Annotated in this window: 39 protein-coding genes; 27 read left to right on the forward strand and 12 right to left on the reverse strand. The window is 62.5% G+C overall.

The genetic code is table 11. The features are described 5' to 3' along the window. The first annotated feature begins 2 nt into the window (after positions 1–2). Genes ACWIGI_RS28540 through ACWIGI_RS28550 form a run of 3 tightly spaced genes read left to right on the forward strand, consistent with a single transcriptional unit; the run spans position 3 to position 1971 of the window. Positions 3–884: an HNH endonuclease gene (locus tag ACWIGI_RS28540; protein WP_454205575.1), complete on the forward strand. Its 882-nt coding sequence runs from the start codon at positions 3–5 to the stop codon at positions 882–884. Further along, positions 884–1660, forward strand: a complete 777-nt coding sequence (locus tag ACWIGI_RS28545) for a hypothetical protein (RefSeq protein WP_454205576.1) — start codon at positions 884–886, stop codon at positions 1658–1660. The genes ACWIGI_RS28540 and ACWIGI_RS28545 overlap by 1 nt, the downstream gene beginning before the upstream one ends. Further along, positions 1657–1971 carry a hypothetical protein gene (locus ACWIGI_RS28550; protein WP_454205577.1) on the forward strand — a complete coding sequence of 105 codons (315 nt, stop codon included), beginning with the start codon at positions 1657–1659 and terminating at the stop codon, positions 1969–1971. The genes ACWIGI_RS28545 and ACWIGI_RS28550 overlap by 4 nt, the downstream gene beginning before the upstream one ends. Here the strand turns inward: ACWIGI_RS28550 and ACWIGI_RS28555 are convergent. Continuing rightward, positions 1947–2369 (reverse strand): hypothetical protein, encoded by a 423-nt coding sequence (locus ACWIGI_RS28555; RefSeq protein ID WP_454205578.1) that lies wholly within the window; start codon positions 2367–2369, stop codon positions 1947–1949. The genes ACWIGI_RS28550 and ACWIGI_RS28555 overlap by 25 nt on opposite strands. 50 nt (positions 2370–2419) lie before the next feature. On the opposite strand from ACWIGI_RS28555, the gene ACWIGI_RS28560 reads away from it, so the two are divergent. The 5 genes from ACWIGI_RS28560 to ACWIGI_RS28580 all read left to right on the forward strand — a co-directional run bounded on the left by ACWIGI_RS28560 (position 2420) and on the right by ACWIGI_RS28580 (position 5141). Continuing rightward, the gene (locus tag ACWIGI_RS28560; protein ID WP_454205579.1) at positions 2420–2557 is read left to right on the forward strand and encodes a hypothetical protein; all 138 of its coding nucleotides are present in this window, start codon (positions 2420–2422) and stop codon (positions 2555–2557) included. Next, positions 2554–2979 (forward strand): hypothetical protein, encoded by a 426-nt coding sequence (locus ACWIGI_RS28565; RefSeq protein ID WP_454205580.1) that lies wholly within the window; start codon positions 2554–2556, stop codon positions 2977–2979. Before ACWIGI_RS28560 ends, ACWIGI_RS28565 begins: the two co-directional genes overlap by 4 nt. After that, positions 2976–3632, forward strand: a complete 657-nt coding sequence (locus tag ACWIGI_RS28570) for a hypothetical protein (RefSeq protein ID WP_454205581.1) — start codon at positions 2976–2978, stop codon at positions 3630–3632. Before ACWIGI_RS28565 ends, ACWIGI_RS28570 begins: the two co-directional genes overlap by 4 nt. 79 nt (positions 3633–3711) lie before the next feature. Continuing rightward, on the forward strand, positions 3712–4509 hold the full coding sequence (locus ACWIGI_RS28575; protein ID WP_454205582.1) for a DNA cytosine methyltransferase: 798 nt from the start codon (positions 3712–3714) through the stop codon (positions 4507–4509). Further along, a complete protein-coding gene (locus ACWIGI_RS28580) occupies positions 4479–5141 on the forward strand; it encodes a hypothetical protein (protein WP_454205583.1) in 663 nt (220 codons plus the stop codon). The genes ACWIGI_RS28575 and ACWIGI_RS28580 overlap by 31 nt, the downstream gene beginning before the upstream one ends. A gap of 174 nt (positions 5142–5315) precedes the next feature. Here ACWIGI_RS28580 and ACWIGI_RS28585 read toward each other — a convergent pair whose 3' ends face one another. After that, positions 5316–5729 (reverse strand): hypothetical protein, encoded by a 414-nt coding sequence (locus ACWIGI_RS28585; protein WP_454205584.1) that lies wholly within the window; start codon positions 5727–5729, stop codon positions 5316–5318. A 385-nt stretch (positions 5730–6114) separates the two neighbouring features. Here ACWIGI_RS28585 and ACWIGI_RS28590 point away from each other — a divergent pair, with 385 nt between their 5' ends. Further along, entirely contained in the window at positions 6115–6825 is a 711-nt protein-coding gene (locus tag ACWIGI_RS28590) for a hypothetical protein (protein ID WP_454205585.1), read from the forward strand. 128 nt (positions 6826–6953) lie between these two features. Here the strand turns inward: ACWIGI_RS28590 and ACWIGI_RS28595 are convergent, their stop codons facing one another. The 3 genes from ACWIGI_RS28595 to ACWIGI_RS28605 all read right to left on the reverse strand — a co-directional run bounded on the left by ACWIGI_RS28595 (position 6954) and on the right by ACWIGI_RS28605 (position 10934). Then, positions 6954–7478, reverse strand: coding sequence for a hypothetical protein (locus ACWIGI_RS28595; protein WP_454205586.1), 525 nt, complete (start codon positions 7476–7478; stop codon positions 6954–6956). Between the two features lie 20 nt (positions 7479–7498). Further along, positions 7499–8449 (reverse strand): non-homologous end-joining DNA ligase, encoded by a 951-nt coding sequence (gene ligD, locus ACWIGI_RS28600; protein WP_454205587.1) that lies wholly within the window; start codon positions 8447–8449, stop codon positions 7499–7501. Positions 8450–10241: 1792 nt separating this feature from the next. Beyond that, on the reverse strand, positions 10242–10934 hold the full coding sequence (locus ACWIGI_RS28605) for a hypothetical protein (RefSeq protein ID WP_454205588.1): 693 nt from the start codon (positions 10932–10934) through the stop codon (positions 10242–10244). Between the two features lie 226 nt (positions 10935–11160). On the opposite strand from ACWIGI_RS28605, the gene ACWIGI_RS28610 reads away from it, so the two are divergent. From ACWIGI_RS28610 to ACWIGI_RS28620, 3 genes are all read left to right on the forward strand, one after another. Beyond that, entirely contained in the window at positions 11161–11685 is a 525-nt protein-coding gene (locus ACWIGI_RS28610; RefSeq protein ID WP_454205589.1) for an NUMOD4 domain-containing protein, read from the forward strand. Positions 11686–11778: 93 nt separating this feature from the next. Beyond that, complete coding sequence (locus ACWIGI_RS28615; RefSeq protein ID WP_454205590.1) at positions 11779–12312, forward strand: hypothetical protein; 534 nt, start codon at positions 11779–11781, stop codon at positions 12310–12312. Positions 12313–12642: 330 nt separating this feature from the next. Beyond that, positions 12643–13206 (forward strand): hypothetical protein, encoded by a 564-nt coding sequence (locus tag ACWIGI_RS28620; protein ID WP_454205591.1) that lies wholly within the window; start codon positions 12643–12645, stop codon positions 13204–13206. A gap of 29 nt (positions 13207–13235) precedes the next feature. On the opposite strand, the gene ACWIGI_RS28625 is transcribed toward ACWIGI_RS28620, so the two are convergent. After that, on the reverse strand, positions 13236–13823 hold the full coding sequence (locus ACWIGI_RS28625) for a Uma2 family endonuclease (RefSeq protein WP_454205592.1): 588 nt from the start codon (positions 13821–13823) through the stop codon (positions 13236–13238). Positions 13824–14228: 405 nt separating this feature from the next. Here ACWIGI_RS28625 and ACWIGI_RS28630 point away from each other — a divergent pair, with 405 nt between their 5' ends. The 3 genes from ACWIGI_RS28630 (at position 14229) to ACWIGI_RS28640 (ending at position 16326) form a co-directional block, all read left to right on the forward strand. Further along, complete coding sequence (locus ACWIGI_RS28630; protein WP_454205593.1) at positions 14229–15038, forward strand: hypothetical protein; 810 nt, start codon at positions 14229–14231, stop codon at positions 15036–15038. Between the two features lie 280 nt (positions 15039–15318). Then, positions 15319–15819 carry a hypothetical protein gene (locus ACWIGI_RS28635; RefSeq protein ID WP_454205594.1) on the forward strand — a complete coding sequence of 167 codons (501 nt, stop codon included), beginning with the start codon at positions 15319–15321 and terminating at the stop codon, positions 15817–15819. 93 nt (positions 15820–15912) lie between these two features. Next, entirely contained in the window at positions 15913–16326 is a 414-nt protein-coding gene (locus ACWIGI_RS28640) for a hypothetical protein (protein WP_454205595.1), read from the forward strand. 123 nt (positions 16327–16449) lie between these two features. Here the strand turns inward: ACWIGI_RS28640 and ACWIGI_RS28645 are convergent, their stop codons facing one another. From ACWIGI_RS28645 to ACWIGI_RS28670, 6 genes are all read right to left on the reverse strand, one after another. After that, positions 16450–17772 carry a hypothetical protein gene (locus tag ACWIGI_RS28645; RefSeq protein ID WP_454205596.1) on the reverse strand — a complete coding sequence of 441 codons (1323 nt, stop codon included), beginning with the start codon at positions 17770–17772 and terminating at the stop codon, positions 16450–16452. A gap of 235 nt (positions 17773–18007) precedes the next feature. Beyond that, positions 18008–18247: a hypothetical protein gene (locus ACWIGI_RS28650; protein WP_454205597.1), complete on the reverse strand. Its 240-nt coding sequence runs from the start codon at positions 18245–18247 to the stop codon at positions 18008–18010. After that, positions 18244–18657 (reverse strand): hypothetical protein, encoded by a 414-nt coding sequence (locus ACWIGI_RS28655; protein WP_454205598.1) that lies wholly within the window; start codon positions 18655–18657, stop codon positions 18244–18246. The genes ACWIGI_RS28650 and ACWIGI_RS28655 overlap by 4 nt, the downstream gene beginning before the upstream one ends. Before the next feature lie 3 nt (positions 18658–18660). Further along, entirely contained in the window at positions 18661–18915 is a 255-nt protein-coding gene (locus ACWIGI_RS28660) for a hypothetical protein (protein ID WP_454205599.1), read from the reverse strand. A gap of 105 nt (positions 18916–19020) precedes the next feature. After that, entirely contained in the window at positions 19021–19200 is a 180-nt protein-coding gene (locus ACWIGI_RS28665; protein ID WP_454205600.1) for a hypothetical protein, read from the reverse strand. Between the two features lie 59 nt (positions 19201–19259). Next, positions 19260–19460 (reverse strand): hypothetical protein, encoded by a 201-nt coding sequence (locus tag ACWIGI_RS28670; protein WP_454205601.1) that lies wholly within the window; start codon positions 19458–19460, stop codon positions 19260–19262. A gap of 286 nt (positions 19461–19746) precedes the next feature. Between ACWIGI_RS28670 and ACWIGI_RS28675 the strand changes: the two genes are divergently transcribed. The 12 genes from ACWIGI_RS28675 (at position 19747) to ACWIGI_RS28730 (ending at position 24080) form a co-directional block, all read left to right on the forward strand. Further along, a complete protein-coding gene (locus ACWIGI_RS28675) occupies positions 19747–19887 on the forward strand; it encodes a hypothetical protein (protein ID WP_454205602.1) in 141 nt (46 codons plus the stop codon). Next, positions 19884–20231 (forward strand): hypothetical protein, encoded by a 348-nt coding sequence (locus ACWIGI_RS28680; RefSeq protein WP_454205603.1) that lies wholly within the window; start codon positions 19884–19886, stop codon positions 20229–20231. Before ACWIGI_RS28675 ends, ACWIGI_RS28680 begins: the two co-directional genes overlap by 4 nt. A gap of 26 nt (positions 20232–20257) precedes the next feature. Further along, complete coding sequence (locus tag ACWIGI_RS28685; RefSeq protein ID WP_454205604.1) at positions 20258–20536, forward strand: hypothetical protein; 279 nt, start codon at positions 20258–20260, stop codon at positions 20534–20536. Then, positions 20533–20889, forward strand: a complete 357-nt coding sequence (locus ACWIGI_RS28690; protein WP_454205605.1) for a hypothetical protein — start codon at positions 20533–20535, stop codon at positions 20887–20889. Before ACWIGI_RS28685 ends, ACWIGI_RS28690 begins: the two co-directional genes overlap by 4 nt. A 182-nt stretch (positions 20890–21071) precedes the next feature. Then, positions 21072–21287 carry a hypothetical protein gene (locus ACWIGI_RS28695; protein WP_454205606.1) on the forward strand — a complete coding sequence of 72 codons (216 nt, stop codon included), beginning with the start codon at positions 21072–21074 and terminating at the stop codon, positions 21285–21287. Between the two features lie 135 nt (positions 21288–21422). After that, positions 21423–21584 (forward strand): hypothetical protein, encoded by a 162-nt coding sequence (locus ACWIGI_RS28700; RefSeq protein ID WP_454205607.1) that lies wholly within the window; start codon positions 21423–21425, stop codon positions 21582–21584. A 114-nt stretch (positions 21585–21698) separates the two neighbouring features. Then, the gene (locus ACWIGI_RS28705; protein WP_454205608.1) at positions 21699–22391 is read left to right on the forward strand and encodes a hypothetical protein; all 693 of its coding nucleotides are present in this window, start codon (positions 21699–21701) and stop codon (positions 22389–22391) included. Between the two features lie 20 nt (positions 22392–22411). Then, positions 22412–22834 (forward strand): hypothetical protein, encoded by a 423-nt coding sequence (locus tag ACWIGI_RS28710; protein ID WP_454205609.1) that lies wholly within the window; start codon positions 22412–22414, stop codon positions 22832–22834. Further along, positions 22741–23100, forward strand: coding sequence for a hypothetical protein (locus tag ACWIGI_RS28715; RefSeq protein ID WP_454205610.1), 360 nt, complete (start codon positions 22741–22743; stop codon positions 23098–23100). The genes ACWIGI_RS28710 and ACWIGI_RS28715 overlap by 94 nt, the downstream gene beginning before the upstream one ends. Then, a complete protein-coding gene (locus tag ACWIGI_RS28720) occupies positions 23097–23390 on the forward strand; it encodes a hypothetical protein (protein ID WP_454205611.1) in 294 nt (97 codons plus the stop codon). The genes ACWIGI_RS28715 and ACWIGI_RS28720 overlap by 4 nt, the downstream gene beginning before the upstream one ends. A gap of 68 nt (positions 23391–23458) precedes the next feature. After that, entirely contained in the window at positions 23459–23689 is a 231-nt protein-coding gene (locus ACWIGI_RS28725; RefSeq protein ID WP_454205612.1) for a hypothetical protein, read from the forward strand. Positions 23690–23786: 97 nt separating this feature from the next. Beyond that, on the forward strand, positions 23787–24080 hold the full coding sequence (locus tag ACWIGI_RS28730) for a hypothetical protein (RefSeq protein WP_454205613.1): 294 nt from the start codon (positions 23787–23789) through the stop codon (positions 24078–24080). The last annotated feature ends 32 nt before the right edge of the window (positions 24081–24112 follow it).

The raw sequence follows: 24112 nt of genomic DNA on the forward strand, positions 1-24112 counted from the left end.
GAATGTCGGTATCTCGACGTTTGCGCTTCGAAATCCTCCGGCGCGACGACCACCGGTGTCGGTACTGCGGAGCAGCCGCACCCGAAGTGAACCTCACCGTTGACCATGTCGTCCCGACCGCACTGGGCGGGCGGGATGACCCCACCAACCTCGTCACCGCCTGCGCTGACTGCAACAGCGGCAAAACCTCCATCGCACCCGACTCCGCGATCGTCGTTGACGTCTCGGCCGATGCAGTCCGCTGGGCGGCTGCGCTGCAGCAGGCAGCCAACGAACGGGCACAGCAGTTCGCCGACTCCAAGAAGACCGCCGACCAATTCCGTGCCCTGTGGGAGCAGTGGACGTGGACTGATCGATCAGGAGAGAAGCACCCATTCGGACTTCCTGGCGACTTCGCCAGCTCCGTCCGCCAGTTCCTGTCCGCGGGACTGACATTCACCGACCTCGACGAGTTGATCGACGTCGCCATGAACGCCAACGGGCCGCGAGACGATAACGCTCTCTGGAAGTACTTCTGCGGTTGCTGCTGGAAACGCCTCGCACAGGCGCAAGAACGAGCCACTCAACTCCTGTCGGCGCCTGTCGAGCCCGCAGCACCCTCGCCGTCCAACCTCGCCGATTCCGAGCGCAGGTCCGTCGAAAGCCGTTGGTGGATCTCCTCGGAAGACTGGCACGCAGCCACCGGGCGCGTCCTTCCCGAATGTGAATGCTGCCTCCCCGACAGCCGGTTCTGTGGACGCTACACGTGCAAGGCCGCGATCGCCGCCTTCGCCGAAGGCGCACTCCACGACCTCGACTGGGCCTTCGAGGCGATGGCACAACTCCGCAACTACGCGCTGGCAGAACTCGAAATCCAGTCCGCCCACGACGGAGAGGATCGCTGATGCCACGCGAATACGCTCGCTTCCAACTGTCGATCTGGGAAGACGACGACTTCCTCAACCTCACCCCGCCGGCACAGCACCTGTACTTCGTCCTCGCCACCGACCCGGGCCTGTCCTACTGCGGACGAGTCGACTGGCGCCCCGCACGCCTGCGAGTCCGCGCCTCGCAGTGGACGCCGGAGCAGATCAACTCCGCGGCAGCCGAACTCGAACACGCGCGGTTCGTGCTGTTCGACCTCGACACCGAGGAAGCCCTCGTGCGGGCGCTGATTCGAAGCGACGAGTTGCTTCGCAATCCGAAAATGGGCGTCTCGGTCGTCAAGGCATACGGCGCCGTCGCCTCCCGCGCCCTCCGCGCGGCAGTCGTGACCGAGGTCAAGCGCGACCATGTCGAGCACCCCGACTACTCGTCGTTCAGCTCCGCCATCTCCCGTGAACAGATCACTCGGCTGATGGGCCGGCCGGACCTCGAACAGGTCGGCTACACCAACCAGATCAGCAACGACATCACCAACGAGATTGGTACTCAGATCGGTGATGCCGAACCGGTCGCGATTACCAATCCGATTGGTAATCGGAACGGTAATGCCGATCGGTCCACTTCCTACCTGCATACAGCAGACAGCAGACCTCAGACCTGCAACCAAAAGGCTCTCTCACGCGCGAGCGCGCACGCGAGGACACACCCGTACCCACCGAACGCCGACGCCGCCCCACACCCATCCCGGACGACTGGCAACCCACCGACACCCACCACCTCAAAGCACGCACGATGAACCTCGACCTCGAACACGAAGCTGACCAATTCCGCAACCACGCACTCGCGAACGGCCGCACCCAGGTCGACTGGTCCGCGGCATTCCACACCTGGCTCGGCCGCGCCAAGCCCCGCCCCACCGCGATCTCGGGTAGCGCCGACTACGCCCGTCCCAAACTCGCCGCCTCCGACCGCAAAGCGCTCGAACAAGACGCCATCTTCGACGAACTTCGCCGCCGCAACGCCGTATCCACCCAGCCGCCCCTGGTCCAGATCGTCGACGCACAACCCCTCGAACTCGAGGCTCAAGACTGGACGGCTACCGCATGACCACCAGCTACTACCTCGACGCCACCCGCGCAGTCCTGGACAACCTCCAGGCCTTCGATCTGTGGTTCCCGAAAGTCGGCACCGAAGCCGTCGCGGCCTGGGCCGGCCACTTCGAAGCCTCCGGCCTCTCGACCGAAGAGCTTCTCGACGGCGTCAACCACGCACGCGCACACCACACCACCACCGCCGCGGCCAGAGCCGAAGCCCGTGCCGAAGCCGTCGAACAGTTCCGACCCACACCGGACCTGATCCTGAGGCACGCACACGCAGCCCGCCGTGACGTCCTCGCCGCCCTGCCGAAAGAGCGCATCGACGAGATGGAACTCGCCAACCATGTGCTCCAGGACATGAGCCTCACCCCGCAACGCGCACACCAGCTCTCCCGTGCCATCGCTCACGCGGTCGCACTCGGACGCACGCCGCGCACCGACCCCTCACCGACGTGCAGATGGCCGAATTCAAGGCCACGTTCACCGCCCGCAAACAAGCCGCACTCGACCATCTCGACCGCCGGCGCGAACTCATCAAGGCGATCCGCGTCGCCGACCTGTACACGCTCGCAGCCGTTCGCGAGGACATCGCATGAACCGCGCCGAAACCAGCCAGCTCCTGCATTACGTCGCCGAATACGACCAGCGTGAGATCGATGCCGACCTCATCACCCGCTGGCACGCACGACTCCACGAACTCGACCTCGACGTCGCCTGTGAAGCCGTCAACATCCACCACAAGGTCAACCCGTGGGCGGCAACCCCCGACGAGATCCTGAAGCTCGCATCCGAAATCGGCACTCGCACAACGACACAAGCTCCGATGCGTCGAGCGCGAATGGGTGCCTACAACGTCACCGGCTCCCTCAACGAGCCCTGCGGCGACTGCAACGCCGCGGCTGGCGAGTTCTGCGTCAACCGTGACGGAGAGCAAACCGCCGGACCCCACATCACCCGGCTTCTCGGGCGTCCAGTCCACAGCGCACCACAGCACGGAAAGCGACGGAGGATCGTATGAACGGCATTAATGAAAATGATTCCCAACAACGATCGACGCAGTTTCGTCCGACTCGCCCCGTATTCAGCGCGGGTGAATCCAATCGGCGCATGCCCGTTTTGCCGTCTGCTAAAGCCGCTGGGCGACTTTCAGGCAACAACCGGGCATCGGTACCCAAACCGGCATCCCGGAACGCAGACGGGCAGGGCGCGGAACCGCCCACTTTCGAAGCGATGGTGAACGCCGACCTCCGAGACCGCTACGCCGCCGGCCCGTTCTACGAAGTGTTGCGGCGCAACGAGAACCGCGTCCGCTGGCTGCGGGCGTTGATCGAGATCCGTGACTCGCTCAACGCGCAGAACGCGCACGACAACTCTGCGCTCAAGTCGCATCCTGATCGCCCCGACGGCGGCCCGACGCCGGCCTCGTACCTGGAAGCGAAGCAGCACTTCGCCGAGCGCCGGCGTGGACGCGACAAGGTGATGCAGTTGGTGATCGCACGGATCGGTGAGGTGCGGGATCTGATCGGTTCGAGCGAGCTTGCCGCGGGATCTCGTAGTGCTGTGGTCGAGGTGCTCGCGGAAATCGATTCGATGCTGGTGCACGAGTCGGTGGATGAGGCGCGCGGGAAGCTGGCGTGGCTGATGGAGCAGTTGGGGGCGGATCGTGGGTAAGCGTCCTGAGTCTGGTCGTACTGCCACTCACCGGCCGGCGACTCGTGTGCGTCGGTTCCGGCACGACGAACTGATCGCCGTGGACTTGTTCAGCGGCTTCGGCGGGCTCACCCGCGGCATCGAGATGGCCGGCTTCACGACGATCATGGCCGCGAACCACAACGCGTACAAGGTCGAAGTGCATGAGGCGAATCATCCTCATGCGGAGCATTGGATCGCTGATCTCATCAATCCTGATGCGGCCGACTATCATTCGGCACGCGATCTTCCTGCTGCCGATCTGCTCGTGGCGGGTGTTACGTGCACTAATCACACGATCGCCAATACGAAGAAGGCGTACGAGCAGGGGCTGAGCCTGTTCGATCTGGAAGACCCCGATTTCGATGAGCGCGTGACCCGTTCGGAACGCGATCGCGCGACAGCGAATTGCGTTTTGCACTACGCCCGCAAGCATCATCCGCGGATGATCCTGATCGAGTGCACAACCGAGTTGACCTCGTGGGGGACGGCGATTCCTGGTCGGGCGAAGGTTGCCGATGGGTCGACGTACCGGTGGTGGCTGTCCCAGTTCGGTATCGAGGGGTACGAGCACAAGGTCCTGTATCTGAACTCGCAGTTCTTCGATGTGCCGCAAAGTCGGGATCGGATCTATATCGCGTTCTGGTTGCGGCACTTGCCAGCTCCGGATCTGGAGCATCGTCCGCTGTCTCGGTGTGTGCGGTGTGACGATGACGTGGAGGCCGTGTGGTCGTGGAAGACTGGCATTCCGCCGAGCGGCACGGTCCGGTACGGCACGCAATACCACTCACTTCCCGCCGGCACCGCGGGCACCGGTAGATTCCTCCGATGGCGCCATCGGTTCGGGCTCTGGATCTGAGCAAGCTCGGCACTCGGATCGGTGATCGACTGAAGCCGTTGCGGCCGAGCACGATGGAGCGAATCGAGCGCTGCCGTCGACGGTTCGCAGAGTTCCCGGCGATCCTCATGCCAGCGAAGGGCGCTCATGGTTCAGAGCGGCATCCGTGGCAGCCGATGTCGACCCAGACCAGCCAGCAGGAGACCGGGCTGCTGTCGACGGGTGCGGTGTTCGCGGCGCACCGACACAACGGAGACGGCAAGCACTTCAGCCAGCCGACGGACACGGTCACCTCGACGCACGAGCTGGCAATGCTGTTCGCTGCGGTCAACAACTATCAGGGTGCCCCGCGCGGGGTGGGGGAGCCGTTGCCGACGCAGGCCGGCTCCGAGACGCTCGGGTTGATGGCCGGTGTTGTGCCGTACCGCAAGAACACGCTGTCCGCAGTCGGTTCTGAGCCGATGCCGACAGTCACGTCCGAGCAGATTCCCGGTTTGCTGACTGCCGAGTGGGTTGCTGCGCTGGCGGATTTGCCGTTGGAGGACTGCCATTTCCGGATGCTCGGCCCGCACGAGGTCGGCCGTGGTTGCGGGTTCGACACCACCTTCCCTGGACATGAGGGCGAGTTCATCGTGTGGGGGAGCGGCGCGTGACCAGCTGGACGGTTTTGGCAATGCGGTGCCGCCGGCGGTTGGTGCGTGGATCGGGTCGCGATTGAAGGCCGCGATTCATGCTGCGGATGTATCTGCGAACGAGTCGGCGGCGTGACTGGACGCCGCTGACTGAGCACGATGGGTCGGTCGGTAGTGGGTGCAAACGGGAGCCCACTACCGAGCAGGCTCACTTCGTGAGATGGAAGGTTTGAAAACGTGTGCACCGTCGGTTTCGTCCCAGTGGAGGTGTGAGGTCTCATGAGCGACTTCGAAATCGGCGATAGTTTCGAGGATGCTCTGCCCAGTGCCGGTGGCCCATTCTGCGACAGAGGTCGTTGTCTCGGTGCCGTCGCCGAGGCGAATTCGAATTGGGCTGTGTGCCAACAGTTCCAAGCACATCTCGGCGGACATTGGTGCTATGTTGGCCTCAAAGGACTGAAGTGAGATCTCGAATGCTCGGGCGGGGAACTGCCACACGGGAATTCCCATGTTCTTGTCGCTGACGGTTGCCATCAGCTCTTTGCCGGTTCGCAATACGAGGCGGCGCGTTTCGTCGTCCAGGTCTTCTGGAAGTATCCATTCCCGCATGTCCACATGCTAAGTCGATGCTGACGCGATCCACTGTCGCGACACACTTCGCGGGGTGGCGTTGGATCGTTGGCCGGGCGGGTTGGTCGTGATCGGCGACCGGCGGGATGCTCAGTTCGCGGTCGAGTCGGCCCCGGCTGGCTGCGGAGTTCACTCAGTGGATGATGTGGTGGCCAGCTGGGTGGGTGACCTCGTTCGAGGTCGGGTTGACGCGGAACGAGCAGTTGAAGGTGATCGAGAATGAGGAGCTCCGCGACAGCGCGGTATCGGCCTATCAGGATCTGCTGGCGCGTCCTGGATCCATACTGATGACTTCTCTGCGACGGCAACCTGATCGGGCTATATTGCGCGGACGACGATGTTGAACTGAGGGAGGGAGCGTCGGTTGGAGGAGACTGAGTCGGACTTCAAGGGCAAGCGTGATGATTGGAGCGGTGCGACAGCGCAGCCTGGCACTCCACGATCTACTAGGGCTGGTGTCGAGCTTCTGTTGCGGAGTGAGGGAATCGACACCGACTTCGCGAACTCAGATCCGGAGACTTTGGCTCGAGCGTTGGATCGAATTGATTCACTGGTTCGACAAGCGCACTTGGGCAACGACTATAACTTTAACGTCGATGGACGGCTGTTGCCAGGTGGATGGGCGGTTCCCCACTTGTTGTTCCATCGTTCCCAAATCGCCCAAATGCTCGCAAATAGGCAGCGCAAGCGGGAACACGGCGAGATTCTGGAAGCGGTGCAGGCGGCTGAGGGCAGCCCAGATGCGGTGGAAGCCTTACCGGGCAAGGTTGAGGCGATCACCAAACGCTACGACGAGGCCGCTGCCGAACGCGAGACTCAAGACTCCAAGTTCTTCAGTGAGATGCAAAAGGTTGAGTTGGCCGAACGCAAATGGGCGATGCGAAGGTCGCTTCTGGAACGCGAGCCGGCCGCGGTGCTGATCGGCGGGCTCCTGCTGATCGTTATCGGCGGCGCGTTGCTCGTTGCGATGTTCACCCACACCGAGGTTCCCGAGCTGGTAGCGAGCGCCTTCCTGTTGATCCTCGGCTTCTTCTTCGGCCAAAGCTCCAGCGGGAAGGGCGATTCGTCCGAGTAGGCGCAACACTGGAGCTACAGTTGGAGGCTGCTCCGTCTCTGTGGATGTCACTGTTCGGACCGGCGGGGTCTCTCAGTAGTGCCCATGCCCCGCCGGTCACCAGGTTGAAGCTTCGGGGGAACTCTCGCCTACTCAGGGATGCTACGTTGTCCAGGAAGTCTCCGTGGCTTCTGAGACGCTACCGATTGCTTGAAGGCCTCGACCAATGCGGCATGCTTGGCAGAGAGTTCGCCTGGGTCTACCGTGATGTCTGAGATCTCCTTGTAGAGGTCGCCCCCTGTCGGGTAGTAGCGATCTTCAGCATCGCGATGTAACTGGTATACCGCCCGCGCGGCAACTGCTGTGGCTTCATCGACAAGTTCGATTTGAGTCAGTGTCAGCAGCATCTCTTCCGCCAATTGAGCGCTGCTCGTCTGACCCTCCCTAAACGAGCCACCTGTCTCAAGCCGACCCAAGTGTTCCATCAGTCCGCTTTGTCGTTGAGCCGACGTCGCCATGAACTTGGCCGTGAGCTTCTGTAGCTCTTCTCGCTTCCACTTCCACATCTCGCGCTTGTCGGTGCGATGCTGGGTATACCAAAAGTTCCAGGTGGTGGCCACGGACGTTACGCCTGAAACGATGACCGCCGCCAAAGCAACGTAGCTGTCTGACATCCTGCGAAGCGTAGACCCAACTACAGCATGCCGTCTGTCTCTTCAGCGCTCTTATCTGTGCGTAGACCTCGCCAGCTCGGATGTCGCAGACTTCCGCCGGTGAACTCCCTGAACTCGACGGTGCCGACGAGCCGCGGTGTCACCCAACGCGCCTGGGAAGCAACATCTCTCGGCATCGCTGTACCTAGCGGCGCGTCGGCGATCGCGAGTTCGTCCAAATGGAACCGCAACGATCGTCGAGCCGCGGCCGTGAACCCAGTGCCGACCGCACCCGCGTACCGGAGCGCGCCGTCCTTGTCACGGCCGGCGACGATCAGCGCACCGAATGTTCCGGAAGCGCTTCCACTCCCCGGCAGCCAGCCGACTACCACCAGGTCGAGTTGTTGCCGCAGAACAGTTTTCAACCACGCCCTCGACCGGCCCGACGTGTACTGGGAGTCGAGTCGCTTCGACACGATCCCCTCCAGGCCGTGCTGCACGCTCACCTCCAGCAGGTCCGCGGCCGGCACGTCACGCCAGAACGGAGGAGTCACGAGCGGGGGAGTGTCGAGCTTGAGCCCGTCGAGCAGCTCGCGGCGATTCAGGTACGAGAGCGTCGTGGTCGGTTCGTCGCCGACCGCGAGGACATCGAACAGGAACAACTGCACCGGTACCGTGCGCATCAGTTCGTTGCTCGGATTCGCGACATGCAGGCGCCTCTGAAGCCTGCTGAACGACGGCGCACCAGCCTCATCCTGGGCGACAATCTCACCATCAACGATCATGTCGTGACCGCGGCACTGCTCAGCCAGGGCGTGGACGAGTTCGGGATAGCTGCCGGTGAAGTCTCGCTGGTTCCGGCTGTACAAGCGCGGGTGACCGCCGCGGACAATGACGATGGCTCGGGCGCCGTCCCACTTCATCTCGACAGCCCACCCAGCATGATCGGGTGGCTGTCCCGCGGTTGCGAGCATCGGAGCCGGCACGGCCATCAGCTCAGGATATGTCAAAAGTGCAGACCGGTCGTTTTCTGAATGTGCCGACGGACATGGCCAATGCGAATGACAGCGTTAAGGGCGAAATACTGCGAACCAGCCGACGAAGCACTACCCTTGGGTCAGATTTCCTCGCGTAGTCAGCAGATCATCAATTCAGGGGGCCCGCAGTGGGTACAACACCGCGCGATCCAAGTAGCGGCGCCTCCGGCCCTGAACCCAGCGACTCTCGGTCTGATCGAAGCGAACACCCGGCAAGCAGTCGCGGTATTCAACTTGGTGAAGCATCAAGCCAGACGAACTACTTCTTTGGCCGAGTCATGGTTATTATTTCCGGTGTTGGCGTGGCGGGGTTTTTAATATTCTCGTATGTTATCGGGGATAGTGATGCCGCTCGCTGGATAGCACTCGCAATAGCATTGATTTCGATATCTGGGCATGTCTTGGTCGGCACTGACATTCCGCACTGGGCGCGGCAAAACACTCGAAGGTCGCGAAATAAGGCGAACTGGAATGATGTATTCAGTCGGCAATCTGCGACGGCTGACACTGAAAAGCTGGCTTCCGAGGTTGTGTCCGTCGCTAAACCGGGTACGCGCCGCCTAGCGCTGTCTGCATTCTATGAGGGCTTGATGAACGCTTTTGTAATTGTGCCGGCGCCCCGGCCTACGCACGCGCCCGCGTCGGAACGGGTTTCGAAGGCACTGTCTGACGCTTACGCCCGGCTAGGTCCACCGCCGAGCCAAGCGGATCGAACCCGGCATGGAGACGAGTCATGAGCACCCCGCAGCCTGAGGGTAATGCTGTCGCCCCGAAGTCATACTGGGCAGACCCTGCAACGGTCGAGAATGCCAAGGCTTGGGAAGGTGTAAAGCCTGGCACTGCAGACACGATTCTCACGGAAATAAAGGCAGCGCGGCTGCATGATCAACGGATTGCTTGGACTGAGGTCGGGCTGAAGTTCGTGGGCACACTAAGTGCTCTGGGTGCTCTCTGGATACTAGCGGCCACAGCGAAATACTTCGTGGATCACGGGGCCCCTGCCGAGGGGGCAGTAGTACTCACCGTAGCAGCCGTCGCCATAGTGACTGCCTTTATCACAAGGGGGATGGGCCAACGCGAGAAGACTCCAGTGGCAGCGCAGCCCCCCGCTACCGCACTCGCTCAAGGTGGTGCCGCGCCTCCGGCAGGAGAAGCGGTCTAACAGATTTAAGGGGCTGCACTTCAAGGCGGCTGTCAACTGATGGGTTGACTGCAACTTCGAGCGCCGTAAGCAGATGCTTCGGGCGTGTAGCCCGTCCTCCGGCAACACCGCTTTTCGCCGGTTTGCAGTAGAAGCTGTCGCTTCGCGACAATTGTTCGACCCGTACGGCATGCCGTGGGCGGGTGTTGTCCTTCACGGCTTGCAGTCCAGGCACATGTATAGCGGTAACGTGTCGGCGGGCAAGATCGCGTCACATCGCACCGCGTCGCACGCAAGTCCCGCAAGACGAACTGCAGCTAACAGCGTGGGCGGTGATGAGCGATCGCACTCAGATCGGCACCGTCGAGATCCTGGCCGTCCGCATCTACCCACTCGACCCCTCTTTGGTCGACGAGCCTTGTAGAACAACAGTTTTCGTCGAGCCGGCGACTTCTGCTGCCGACAAGACGGTGAAGGGCGCTGCCGGACAGTGCATTGCCGTCAGTGCGGGGCTGCTGCGCACACCGGGTGTGTGCCCTGTGACAACGGCTGCGACCCGCGGGCATGGAAGGCGGCAGCCTGAGCGGATTCCTGCCGCTGGGATGTCTAGGTGGATTCTGCCTCGGCAGCGGCTCCTAGCTGGCGCACTACGAATCTGCCGTATAGGTGCGACCACTCGCCCACTCCGTTGCGGAAACGCGTCGTCGCGTAGTTGGTGGTTTGCTCTGGATGGCTTCGGATCGACGTGTATAGCTCAATCAGTTGCCTGAGGGTATCCTCATACCACTTGTCAGTTCCTGGCCACAGGCGAATTCGGTACCTTCCTTGGCGAACGGTCGGCGCGGTGTCTAGCGGATCTACAATCGTTGCCAAGCACAGCTGGAACTCAGCCCAAAAACTCATCAGGTCTTCAACAGCATTGCCTGTGCGTGCAGGTGAACGAATTGCCCCAAAAAGATCCACTACACCCGCATCAACTGTGTTGCGCTCTGCTGGGGAAAGCCGCAATGCGGCCGCTAGTGCAGGGTCCGAGCCCGGACTGTCGTCTGTCTCGGCCGGTTCCTCGTCGGCCGTGCGTCGTTCGTCTGCAGCACTGATCTCCTGTGCTGTCTGTGCCGCCTGGCCTGCGATCTCGGCGGTGACTTCAAGCGCAAATCCGCCCGGAGCCTCGACCCGGCCGCCTTGCATGCGGGCCACCAAGCCGCCGAGCGGGTTGCGTAGCCAGAAGATGATGCCGCCAGTGACGACAGGCCATTTCAGGGCTTCGATGTACTGCAAGACCATCTCGGGCGCGCTCACATCACGAGCGTAGACCGTGTTCGTGAAAGCTGGTCCCGTGCAGGAAAATACGGTCGAAATGCCGCAAATGGAACCAATCTTGTGCAGGCCTCGACTGCCAAGAAGGCTCCCGCCGAGGCATCGTGAGCACTCTCGACGGTGGATACAACGAAGGAAGCTGCTTCGCCCACACTCATGGGCAAAATCGACTGAAATCCCAGCTTGACACCGCCTCGAGAATAGTGGAGTGAGGGAGCTTGCATCGAGCGAAGTTTGGCGGGCCGTCCTGGGCATCCCGCACTACGAGGTGTCCGACCTTGGTCAGGTGCGGTCGAACCCGCGGCATGTGTACGGCGCCTGCGGCAGTCAGCGGTATCTGCCCGGCCGGATCTTGAAGCGCAGCCCGAATGTGCGAACCGGCTACCTTCAGGTGCGCATCTGCCAGCAAACCAAGAACGTGCATCAACTCGTCGCCCTAGCGTTTCTGGGTGAGCCGCCTGCTGGCTTCGAGGTTCGTCACCTGGATGGCAACCCAGGAAACCCGGCTTGCACTAATTTGGCCTACGGCTCGTCATCGGAGAACAACTTCGACATCGTTGCGCACGGGCGAAACCACAACGCAAACAAGCGATTCTGCGCCAACGGGCATCCCTACGACGAGGCGAACACCCGCCACATAGTTAGAGGCCGAACCCACCAGCGGCGTTGCCGCACATGTGATGCGGCTACCAGCAGGCGGCGTGGGTCCAGCATCGCGCAGCGGGCAGCATGACTCGACAAGCCCTCACCGAGATCTTGTACAGCACGCTCACCCACCGGTCACATGGCGAGCTGCGCGAACGCTCGGAGTGAATGGCGCCTGAACGTGCCGTTCAACGCGTGCCTGCGCATCATCGGCACCGAACGCGGCCGATCCGCAGCACGATTCGTCGCCGAGGACACCGCAACCGGTGTCCAGTACCCGATGTTCATGACCGAAATGCTCGCCATCGTCGCAACACGCGACCATCGATTGTGGGGTCATCGCCGGCACCTGGATCGGCTGCAAACGCGCCGCGAACTACGGCATCCGACTCGAAGCGCAGGAGAACTGATGGAGCCTTACAGCTACTTCGTTGAAAGGTTGGAGGGCCTAGACGCGCTACTCGTTGCAGCATTTCAGGACAAAGACGACCTGGCCGCGTGGCTGAAAGCTAACCCGCTCCCGAAGTATCGCGTGACGAAGCATCGCCGATCAGAGGGCTATTTAGAAGTCGTCGACCTCGAAGAAATCGCCAGCGGTCTAGCCGAGGAACTCGACCGAATCCGTAGCGTGACCGCGCCCGAACCGCCGCGCCGCTGGTGGCACCGGATACCGGGTCTTCGCTGGTGGTGGGAAGAAGGAGACGAAACCCCATGACCCGCAACCCCGACCGCGTCGACGTCTACGAACAAACCTGCGGCATCCACTTCTGCACCACCACCTGCCCCATCCCGCCGCCACATGGGTCAACTGGTTCATCCGCGGCCAGAACCGGCAACTCGGGGCATGCGACCAGCCCGACCCGACTCCGACCCGACACCACACACCCAGTCGTCGGCGTGGGGCCGGCCACCATTGGCCCCGAAGACCTTCGCGTCCACTGGGAAGGTGTGCACCAGGGACCATTACGCGTCGACAGGGTGAGCGGACGCGCCGGACCACGGTGACATGGTTCCGACCTCCCCGCAGTCCATCTAGTCTCGGGCTATGTCGTGGCTGCTAGCTTTGGGAATATCGCCACTTGCCCTGATCGGCACGGCGTTCGGTGCAAGGCAGCTGTTCCTCAAGCATCTGGAAACCGCTCGCGATGGATGGCGAATACAGGTCGTGCCGGTTGATGGCCCTGCCGACGGGCGAGAGCACCTAAGGGTGCTGATTCGGCCAATGGGACCGGTTGCTGTCTATGAAGTCAAGGCTCGCGTTTGGTCGTTTGATAACGTCGTCGTCGAAGATCTGCCGGAAGCTGCCAAGATGACCTGCGACAGCGAACCCTTGGTGGTGGTCATCAACTACCCAGATCCCCGCTTTGTGTTCAATAGGGAAGATCAAGTGGCGGCCCCTCGGCCGTTCGTGGGAGTCGTCTGGACCGACGCCGTACGATTGCGCCCACGTGAGATGGCAATCCGACAGAACGTCGTCGACGAGGAGCTTCAACGGTGGGTTTGGCATCGGTCCCGGAACTGGTTCTGGTTCCTGCGCGAGCCTGAAGGCCACTGGAGGACCATTCGCGTGAAGTGGAAATGTAACCGGTTCAACGTGCCGATCGTCTGAGCGTGTTATCCGCGGCTCCAGCGGTTGTGTTAGGCGCCGAGTTCCATCAGCGCGTTGGGTGTCACCGCGATGTCGAATGGCCGGTAGATGGTGAGAAGCTCACCGCCAGTACCGATCCCGCTGCGACGGTACACGCCGCTATCAAGCTCAAGCGCCTCGATCCGCAATTCAGGCTGGAAGTCGACGATCCAGTAGTGTGGGATGCCTGCCGCGGCATACTCGTCACGCTTGATCACGCGATCATGCAACTCGCTGCCACTGCGCGCGGACACGACCTCGGCGACGAGCATCAGCCCTGACGGGGCGAAGGTGGCGTCGTCCGCCTCAACCCCTTCGCGCTCGGCTGCCCGGTCGAGGATGAAAACGTCAGGCTTTCGAATGCCACCGGGCAGCTCGAACTCGTACTCGCCGCCATCCACAAACACATCGACACCAGCCCACAGTGCCGACTCAGTGAACAGCTGCCGTAGCCCACGGCTCACTCGATTGTGGCGAGCAGACGATGACGACTTCTCAATCAGCCAGCCATTCCACAGCTCGAACCCGCGACCGTCCTCAGGGCCAGCGTGCAGATCGTCCACCGTGTACGGGCCAGGACCGACATCGAGAGTGGCCACCTGATGATCCTCCTCGACATCGGCGCGCGGAACTGGTGCGATTCAGCATAGGTACCCGCGGCCAGCATCAACCAGCGAACCGGTACCGGCTACACCTCTCCGCGCGCGTCCATCCACCCATAAGGGTTGTTGCGGGCGGTGTCGTCGATGCGGGTGAAGCATGGGTCGCACATCATCGTCCGCCCCTCACCCACAGGCGCGGTCCCACAGATCTGGCATAGCTTCTCGTCATCGGGCACGAGCGGAGATCGTAACCGGATGGGCGCGGCCAGCATCGTCGTGACACCCGGCCGGTTTCCCGATGTGTATGGATCGAGCGCTGATGTTTGGGGTGGGGTGCCTGGGCGGTTTGGGCTTGTACAAATTGCGGTGCGGTAGCGGTTCGATGCGGAATAGCATCACGACGTGCCCAGTGATGTTGAACATGAGCGTCTCATCCGCAAAACCTTCAGCCAGCTCGACAGGTGGAGGGCAGCCAAAGCGCCGTTCGAACCAGGTTCAGGTAGCCAGCTCCGGGGCGACGACGAGGACTGGCCGCCGCATCCGCTTTCGCAGCTTGCCCACCAGGGTCTGTTGGTAGCGCAGGAACACCTGCAGGCAATTCGAGCTCACCTAGACCCCGAGAACGGGCCTGGCCAGCTATTCCCATTGGCACACCTGACGCTTTGTCGCACCGCGTTGGTTGGTGCTGCCCAGGCAGTCTGGCTGCTCGCGCCGGATCAACGGCAAGAACGACTTCGCCGTCACCACCTCTTGATCACCGACGTGCAGGCGAACCACCGCGTGTACCTGGAGGACCTACGGGACTATGTCGGGGTTTGTGGGGACGAAAACCTCAATCTCGCACTCGCGCATCTGAATACGCGGATCGGCGAGATGGAGGCCAAGCGCGCCGCACTGAACGAAACCGGCCGGTTCCGCAACACGTCGATGATCAGAGATGCAACCCGAGAAGCGTTCGCGGATAGGGATGATCGCGACCAGCTGGTCAAAGCGGCTGTGTTGTCCTGGCGCTCAGGGTCGGGCGTTGCTCATGGCTTTTTCTGGCCCCTTTACGGTAGAGCTGGAACGATCAGGATAGCTGGTGGGGACGACAACAGCGGGTTGGCGACCGCTATATTTGGCGGGTCCGCCGAGGAATTGGCTGAGCCCTACCTGGCTGCATTTCAACTCTGCGAGAAGGGCTGGAGGATGCTGCGCCAGCGCGGGCGGTAATGCTGGCTGCTTCAGGCCAACCGCGGGCGGAACCATCGCTGATCGATCGACGTCTAATCCCGTATGGACGCTGACCGCCGCTGGCACCTGCAGCAGATGGCTACGACCCCGACGACATCACCGTGCAGCTCGACGTTGCCTGGATCAGGCTCCTGCTGTGGTGGGAAGTCCAAGCCGGCGGTGACCCAGACATGCTTGGGCGCCGCACATGATTCGGTGCCAAGTCAGCTGTTTCCTGAATCATGGTGTAGGACAGAGTAAACGGGCACAATTGGACGGCATGAGCACCGATAGTGTGGCCTGGTTGGGGCTGGCGGGAGCGCTGGGCGGTGTAACCCTCACTGCTGCCGCAGGGATCGTCGTCGCGATCTTGAATCATCGGTGGCAAGCAGAGCACGCAACTCGACAGTTTCATCAAGAGCAGGTAAAGCTGCTTCGAACCGAACGTCGTGAGGCCTACGCGCGCTTCTGGGCCATATGGACCCGACTCAACCACCAACTCGTTCTGCTACGTAACGAGGTGAACGAGCATGGCAGCATACAGACGCCAGAACTCTCCGCTCTTGCGGCGGATAGAGAGTGGCCAGACACGGACCTGGAGTGGCGTGAGGCGGTGGATGTATTGCGGCTTATCAGCGGCGAGAAAGTGCTTCAGGCCGCCGACGAGTTCATGAGCGCGGTGGACGACAAGGCAGCAGCTGCGCGGCGTGGTGAGCGGTTCGCAACTACACCCGCCTACCATCGTCTCTCTACCCTGATGCGGGAAGAGTTGCTGCCGTGAAGCTACGACTCCTCCGCGCCAACCGGGGTGACATAGCGTGCCGATTTTGCCTGCATCGCTAACAGCCCGTGCGGGTGGACAGATTGGGCCAGCATGACTCACACACCTCGTATCGCTGCTCTGGCAGTACTGGCGCTCCTGCTCGGCGCTCCTGTCGCCGCGGCATTGCCCACCGGAAGCGGAGGAGACCAAGCCCCATCCGCCCCCAGCCGGCCGATCAAGAACATCGGCCAGTACTGCGAGATCGGCAACGGACCTACACGCACAACCGCCCAAGACACCAACGGCCGCACCCTGTACTGCGTCCAGGTAATGGGCACCGATGCATACGTGTGGTGGCCGGTCAACGAGAAGATCCCCGTCGACCCGCACTTCAACGTCGACCCCGGCGACGACTGCCGTGGCGAAGGCGAACTGTGGCTCGACAGTCAAAACCGTGAGATCGTGTGCGCGAAGACCCAGAACGGGCGCCTGCGAGGCAATCTCGTGTGGCAGCTCGCGCACTAGCAGGAGCCCACGCGTGTCGGTGTGTGTTGGTAGCGTGCGTTCGTCACACATGCTGATGCGATCCGCATGACCGACCAAACCGAGCCCCGGAACCGACGCACGCGGTCCGGGGCTCGATTGGTGTCAGACTCCAGCTATGCCGAGGGCATCCCTTGCTGCGTCGGTCAAGTCGATCGTGGTGATTGGTACTGAGAGATCGCCTTCGTAGACCCGACTATGGCCGACTGCGGTTAAGCTCCAGCGTCCGCGGACCTCGGTTGCCTTCGAAGTACCCGGAATGAGCAGAACGAACTCGTCATCGACACTCTGTCGCGGTTTGGTCGGGCGGACATCAGAGAACTTGACAGACAGTGTGTGCGGCGATTGTTCAGTCCAACTCACGACGCCAGATGCGTCGACCAGGTTTGGCTGCGCTGCGGGCGCAAAGTGACTGTCCCCGAGTAATTCCCGTGCAGTCAAACGACGAATTGAGCCGTAGTCGTCCGGGGGCTTAGGGAGACGCCTTGCAAGTTCGTAGTTATCCCAGGGTATATGTTCACGTACATGAACATCATCGTCCAGATGAATATCAACCTCGACGTTCGTCAACACGCCACGCGGCTCCGATACTCCGACGACGATACTCAACGCTGGCCTTGATACGGCTAGGAGGCCCAGGACGCCACCGAGCGCCTGCCGTGACTCTTCAGCCCAAATGTCAACTTCGCGCCGGAATCCGTCAACCCCACGTGTGTCACGGCCACCATAGTCGAGAACATGCCGAAGTCCTGGCGAGTTGACGCTCGCAAGAAGTTCGTCGCGCGTCGCCTGGATCTTTGCCTCGAAGGCTTTCTGCACGTTGTCGCGTTCAGCTCCCAGCCGATAGGCGCTCCCCGTTATCCGAACGTACGGCGTGGCAGAGGTGCCAGCGGCCATGCGATCATGAAGCTGATCCAGCTCTGCTGCAGTTGCTTTCCGCGTATTGCCATCCGCTCGAACATATACATTGCCCGCAACTAGGCCATCGCCATCTGCTCTGCAGACAAGGGGGCGATCTCCCCATTGAGGTGGAGACACCTGAATGATCACAACGCTCTTGCCGCCTGCAACTGGCACGGCGTGAAAGTCCCACAGTGCGCGCACCGTTGCACCTGCAAAATTCTGAACATCCCGGTCAAGTTCGAGTGCTTCGAAGGGCGGAATGCCCTCGACCGCGCCGCAGGCCACTCCTAAGACCATCAAGGCGTAGCCCTCAAACCGGCGCGCCGAGTGATCAGGCATCCTGTTGAGTGCGCCGAGGATGAACTTTGCAACCTTGGCTCGGCCGGCCTTGGAGTTGAGGTCAACGTCGGACTTCAGCTCTAGGAAGTACCTCTCGGCACTGTCATCTACGCTGCCGGTCGCTTCGACGAAAGCGCGCCAGGCGAGCTGACCTTTGGGTAGAACGCTCAGATCGATGTTCTCCATGTTGTCCTTTCCAGCAACAACGTACGTCCTGAGCAGCGAGCGGTCACGCGGATTTCAGGATGAGTCGCGGAGGGCTTGGTCCGCCGGCGCGGGGCTTCATCCTTGCCCATCTCTCTTGCTTCGTTCCTTCTCGTGTTTCGTGGTTCGCCGATACCGCTTGCCCGACGGAATAGGTTGCGCCGCATTCGAATCGCGGAGAGCCTGCCTGCGACGCCAGGCCGCGAGGTCCGGTCGCTCAGGTGGGGGAGTGCTCGCCATCGTCATCTCCGAACGGGACACGCTGCACGACATACCGCCGAACCCAGTCCTTGCCCCGCGTGCCGGCGACTACCAACTCGGCGTCCTCGTATCGGAACGCGACTGAGGGGTCCTGCCACTTCACCCACGCCTTCGCCGCGGCCTTCGACGACAGCACACGCACAGGCTCGTCTTCCTCGCTGGCGCTGCACGACTGCACCAGCGAGACGTGCTTCACTGCGATTCCTGGAGCGCAATGAACGTGTCGACCGCTTCCCGCAGTTCGACCGCGCTCGCAACGTCTCGCTGACGCACGAACACCACAGTGCGGGTTCGAACGAGATGCACAGCGTCCGAGAGCGCTTCTCGCGCCTGCATCTTCTGCACCGCGGGATCATCGAGCGGCGCGAGTTCGACGCCACGATCCCAGGTCGAAGAGCCCGAGCGGTACAGCCACGTATTCGACCCACGCGCTCGCGTGTGATTGATGTTGAACTTCTCGCTGCGCCCGTTGACCTTCACGAATACGTCGCGTTTGCCGATCTTCTCGACCGTCGCCTCAGTGGCACCCTCGCCACCAACCCGCGCGCTGACGTAAGCGACCTTCGCGCCAACAGTCAACCAGCCGAGAGTCCTTATCTCAGTCACGGATCAAGCCTCCACCTTCGAGCCGTATCGTGCGGCGTGGTCCGCCATGATCGCGGCTTCCGCCGCAGCCTGGCCGGCAGCGAGGGAATCGACCTTGCCGCGGTCCAACTCTTCGTCGCCGTCGATCACAACCGCCGCCCACCACGTGAACAATCCACTGAACGTGAGGTAGACGCCCGCGGTGTACCCGTAAATGTTGAGTTCGGCGCCGGCGTCGTCGGGTTCGACATCCCAGGTCGCGGTGTAAATGAGCTGCATAGCAGTACCTTTCGTCGTTCAGGGAGTGGGTGGGCCGGTTCGCTGGAGGACGACACTGGCCTCGTCACGGCGCTGTGACTGCGACCGGCCCACGATCTAGCTGATTCAGCAGGCTTCGTGGACGGGCCCGTCCCAGGCGTGCATGCAGTTGCTGCACACCAGGCGCCCGACCACACCCGCAGGTGCGTCCTCGGGGGAGTGGTGCCGGCGGATGACCATCGAATGGCCGGGACCGACCGCGATGGTGCGTTCGATCTCGAACAGCGGGTGCGGAGTGGTGGTCATGACGAATGCCCTTCGTGATCAGTGGTGATGGCCGCACCTTTCGGTGCGGCCGGCTCGGTTCAGAGGGCCGTGTACGCCCAGTTCCTGAGGTTGGTCGAGGTGAGCGGGGTGCCGTAGTCGCTCATGTGCGCGACGGCGTAGGCGGCCTGCTCGTCGGTGAGGCCGGAGCCGGTGAGGAACCAGCGGGCGTCGGCGGGGGTGAGGATCTCGGCGGTCATCGTGGCTCCTGCGGCGGGGTTGGTGCGTCCCACTATACGCATGAAGTAGTGTATATACTACAGATTGGTGTAGACAATTTGGCCTATCGCCGAGTGGGTGCAGGCCGTCGTGCGCGTTGCTTATCATGGTGTCATTCTTGCAGCTCTATAGCCTATTTCCCTGGGGTGATTCGGGTTCCTGGGGTGATGTTGCGCCCTTGGGTGCACGCTTCGATAACGATCAAGTCACGGTGTCAATGAAGCCCATTGCGTAGCGTGTGCAACGCAACATAGTGTGTGCGCTACATCAACAACCGGCTGGCACCGGAACCCAAGCGAAAGCGAACCCATGAAGCGCATCGACCCCGCTGACTACAGCGCCTGGTACGAGAACCTCCACAGCCCCGACGGCGGACACTGCGGCCATGACGAATGCGACACCACCTGCGAATTCATCTACACCGCAACCGAACTGGAGGCCGCAGCATGATCGACACCGACACCTTCGAAATCCGCGGACTCCTCGGCATCCCCGACTGGGCACCCCGATTCGCCGGCATCGTCGACCGCGACGGCAAAGCCTTCCGCGACCACCCCGTCTGCGACCACTGCACCAAGCACGGCGCCGTCTACGTCGAGTACGTCGTCGACTCCGAAGGCGAGTGGGTCAGCACCGACGCCATGCTCTGCGGCGACCACGCCAGCGACGAAGTCCGCGGCATCCTCGATAACCCGGGCCGCTCGGTCGACCACGACACCGACATCACCGTCAACTACTGGGCCATCCAGTACGGGGCGTTCGCCAACACGAGCGTTGAGGCGGTGGCGGCATGACCGTCCACTCCCTTCTGAGCACGCCCATGAGTGAACTGCTGGTCGGCAGCACCGTGAACGTCTACTACGGTATCTCCACCGGCACGTACAGCGATGCCAGCGACCGGCGCGTCATAGTGAACGTTGTTTCGGGGCGCGCGTTCCTGTTCGCCATCCCGTACCCCGGTGACGGCATCCCGGTCCGCGTCGTCCACGGCGACACCCTGATCGTCGCCGGCCACGAGTTCACCGTGTGGTGCCCGGTCGGCTCGCTTGCCGGCCCCGAGCTGCGGGCCGTCGAAGCGATTGCCAGGGCTGCGGCGTGATCACCCGCGAAGATCAGGCGGCGCGCGTCACCTACTTCGGTGACGCGCCCGTGGTCGACGCTGATGGGTACGCGGTCGAAATCGGTTGCCCCGATGAAGGATCGCAGTACTGCCAGCTCCGTGTGGCTGCGCACGCGGACGGGCACGGACCGAAGATCCGCGCCGACCTCACCGCAGACGGCGTTCGCGAAATCCTCGCCCGGCTCGTCGCCTGGGAGAGCAGCCACGACGCCCCGTTCATGCGCAAGCTCGCGGTCCGGGTCGTCGATTGGCTCCGCGTGCACGACTTCGACGCCTTCACCTCTCTCGCCCACTACATGCAGTCCTGCCTGCCCGAAGGAGCGACCCGATGAGACTGCCCGACGACTGGACCACCGAACCCGCATCGGGCTGGTGGAGCCTCTATCAACTCGTGCACAAGCCGTGTGGCATGCGAACGGGGATTGCTTACAACCTGTGGGAGAGTGGGCCGTTCGGAGAAGCCGACGCTCGCAGTGTCGTGTACGGACACACCTGCGAAGGCGAGGACTAGCCGATGACCGCCCACGTCCGCTGCTGGGACTACGCCGGCGACGTCCCAGTCGGCATCCGTTTCCGGCAGGGCGGCAACGCATCCGAGGCCACGTTCACGCGCTTCGGTGAGGACTGCGTCGTCGACGACTACCCCGACAGTCCCGCCATCTACACCCCCACCGAAGTCGACCGCTGGTGGGGTACCGCGCACGGCTGGGTCGAACATCCTGCCGCCTGAAGACCTTCACGACTGACCGCGGCGACCCAAACCGATCGCGCCGACGCCAGTCACGAAGGGGGAGCGGCGGCCCGGAATGACCGCACTTCCGGGCCGCGGCTCCCACCAAACACTTCGAACCAGACAGGAAAAGCATTGAGCCACTTCACCGTTACGGTTGCTCTCCCGGCCACCACCACACTCGCCACCCTCGACGATGCTCTGACGACGGCCCTGGCCCCATTCAATGAGGCCCTCGAAGTCGGGCAGTACGAAGAAGACGGCGAAACCTATTGGACCAACCCTCAAGCGAAATAGGACTGGTGGACCATCGGCGGACGCTGGCTCGACAACTTCGACGCTCGAATCCCCGCCGACAAGACCGCCCTCGTCCTCGGCACCCCGAGTTGGAGCAACGAGAAGAAGGCGCGTGTGCCCGGCAAGGTCGATGGCGGACGAATCAGCGCCCTCAACCTGGAAGTCACCCGCTCCGCGCGCGGCGACGAGGGTGGCAAGGCGTGGGATCAGTACGCGATGGCGATCTTCGGAACCCCGCAGCACAAGCCGTGGTCCGAGTTCTACGCCAGGGTCAAGGCCGCGCAGGAGGAGGCGCCGAAGTCGTGGCCCCAGGTGTACGACGAGGCCCTGCAGCGTGCGTGTGAAGCGTTCAGACTCACCAAGGCTGAAGTAGACGCGCTCGAATCCACCTCACCGCTCTACCGCGCATTTGCGAATCGGCAAACCGGCGAGATCGACAGGGCGCGCGAAGCCTATTGGGCGGGTCTGGATTACTGCATGGATCGGGCACGGCGGGACTACAGCGTGCAACCGCGAATCGCCGCACTGCGCGCATTCGACGAGTACAAGCACCGGTTCGGCGGCCCCGAAGATCGCTTCGACCACCTCACCCGAGACGAGTACGTGCAGCAGTGCCGAGACGAGGCACTGCCCGGATATGCCTTCCTTACTGAGGCCGGCTACTGGATGTCCAAGGGCGAGATGGGCTGGTTCGGCATGGACGACGCCAACGCCGACAGCACTCAGGCGTACCTCGCGGCTGCCAACAAGCACATCGACTCACTCACCGAAGACATGTGGCTGGTCAGCGTCGACTGCCACATCTGAACGAAACCAGGTGAATCCCAATGGAACACAACACTGAAGCCCTGCCCGCGACGGAGGACTGCAACCTCGATGTTGTGCTCGCGGTCATCCAGGGCATGACCGGCATGGCCAACGCGACCAACAGCGTGCTCATCGAGTCGCTCTGGCACGACGCGAACCGGTTCCGCATCCTCACCGCCGCTGTCTACGACCTCGCCGACACCGTCGACAGCCGCCGGATGGCCAAGAGCCTCCTCGCGCTCGTCGACCGGGTCTGCGCCCTCGACGCTGACGCCGCCGAAGCGATCGCCAAGAACCGCAACAACTTCGACTACCCCCGAGTCGATTTCGACGCTGAATGGACCAGCTGGTGGAACACAACATCGACCTCATCCGCCGCGTGTGCGAACACATCGGACGACACCCCGCCGACCTCGACCAGTCGAAATGGCGCACCTGTGTAGCGGGCATCGCGGTCGAACTTCACGGCGGCTACCAGTTCTGGTTCAACTCGGAACTCGGCGACGCAGCGCAGGTCATCAACAAGGACGGCTACCCCGAGGACGTTGAGGACGTCGCCGCACGCCTGCTCGGCATGTGGCCCGAAGAAGCCGCCGGACTTTTCGCGAGCGACAACCGGAACGCCGTCGCCTGGCTGGAAGACATCCTCGCCGCCCACCGCAGTCGCGTCCTCGACCAGTCTGCCGACCTCGTGCAGGCGGGGTCATGAGCATCCATGGCGGTTACGCGCAATGGGACTACGAAGCCACCGACGTCCTGGCTGAGCGCCTCCAGTACACGTCGCCGAAAGACCCGACCTACGAGAAGGTCTTGGCCGACTACATTGCCGCTCTCCAAGGCAGTGCCATCCGCCGCGGCCGATTCGAAGCCGAGAAGAAGGCTGCCGAGGACCGCAAGGCGAAGGAGCAGGAACGGAAAGTCGCCCAGGTGTTGCGGGCAGTGACACGCGTGCGACGCCGGCAGCCGTACAAGCGGCGCACGTACCGCATCGCCGCCTAGCACGTCCTCGCTCGAATGCGTTGAAGGGCAACGCGCTAACGGGCGCATCGATCGAAAGCGAGCCACACATGATCAGCACGCAATCCGGCACCACCGTCGGAATCACCCCCATCCCGCGCCTTACCGCCGACAGCGACGCACGCGCAAGCCTCAACTACACCGGTCCCCAGGGGGCCATGTCCGTCTCGCTCACCCGCGCCGAACTTCTCGCTCTCGTCGGCGAAGGCGTGCAGGCGTGGGGCGACCTCGGCGAACACTCCGTCCGCAAGCCGGTGAGCACGGCGGGGGAGACGCGATGAAACGTCATCTGTTCGCTTGCATCGCCGGCTACATCGCTGCGGTCCCGCTCGTTGCCATCGGCGTGCTCATCGCTCCCGTGATTGCGGTGATGCATCGATGAGCCGCCGCGATCCGTGGGCTGAAGCCGTGTGCCGGCAGCAGCGGTACTGGGATTGGGCACGCCAGCATCGCGCGAGCATGTGGGACTGGCATGTCGAAGGCGAATTGCCGACCGCGAAGTCGATCCGACATCAGAAGGCGCGCTGGCAGTGCTTCAACTGCCCACTGCGCCAGGAATGCCTCGACCTCCACGACGAGTTGGCCGCGTCGACATCGATGCGCGTGCCCGGCATTTGGGGCGGACGGATCTTCGCGGACCAGTCAGACATCGACCAGGCCGCAGCGGCCTAGGAAGAGATAGCCAATGTCGATATATGCATCAG

The organism is Nocardia sp. NPDC055321, from assembly GCF_053645575.1.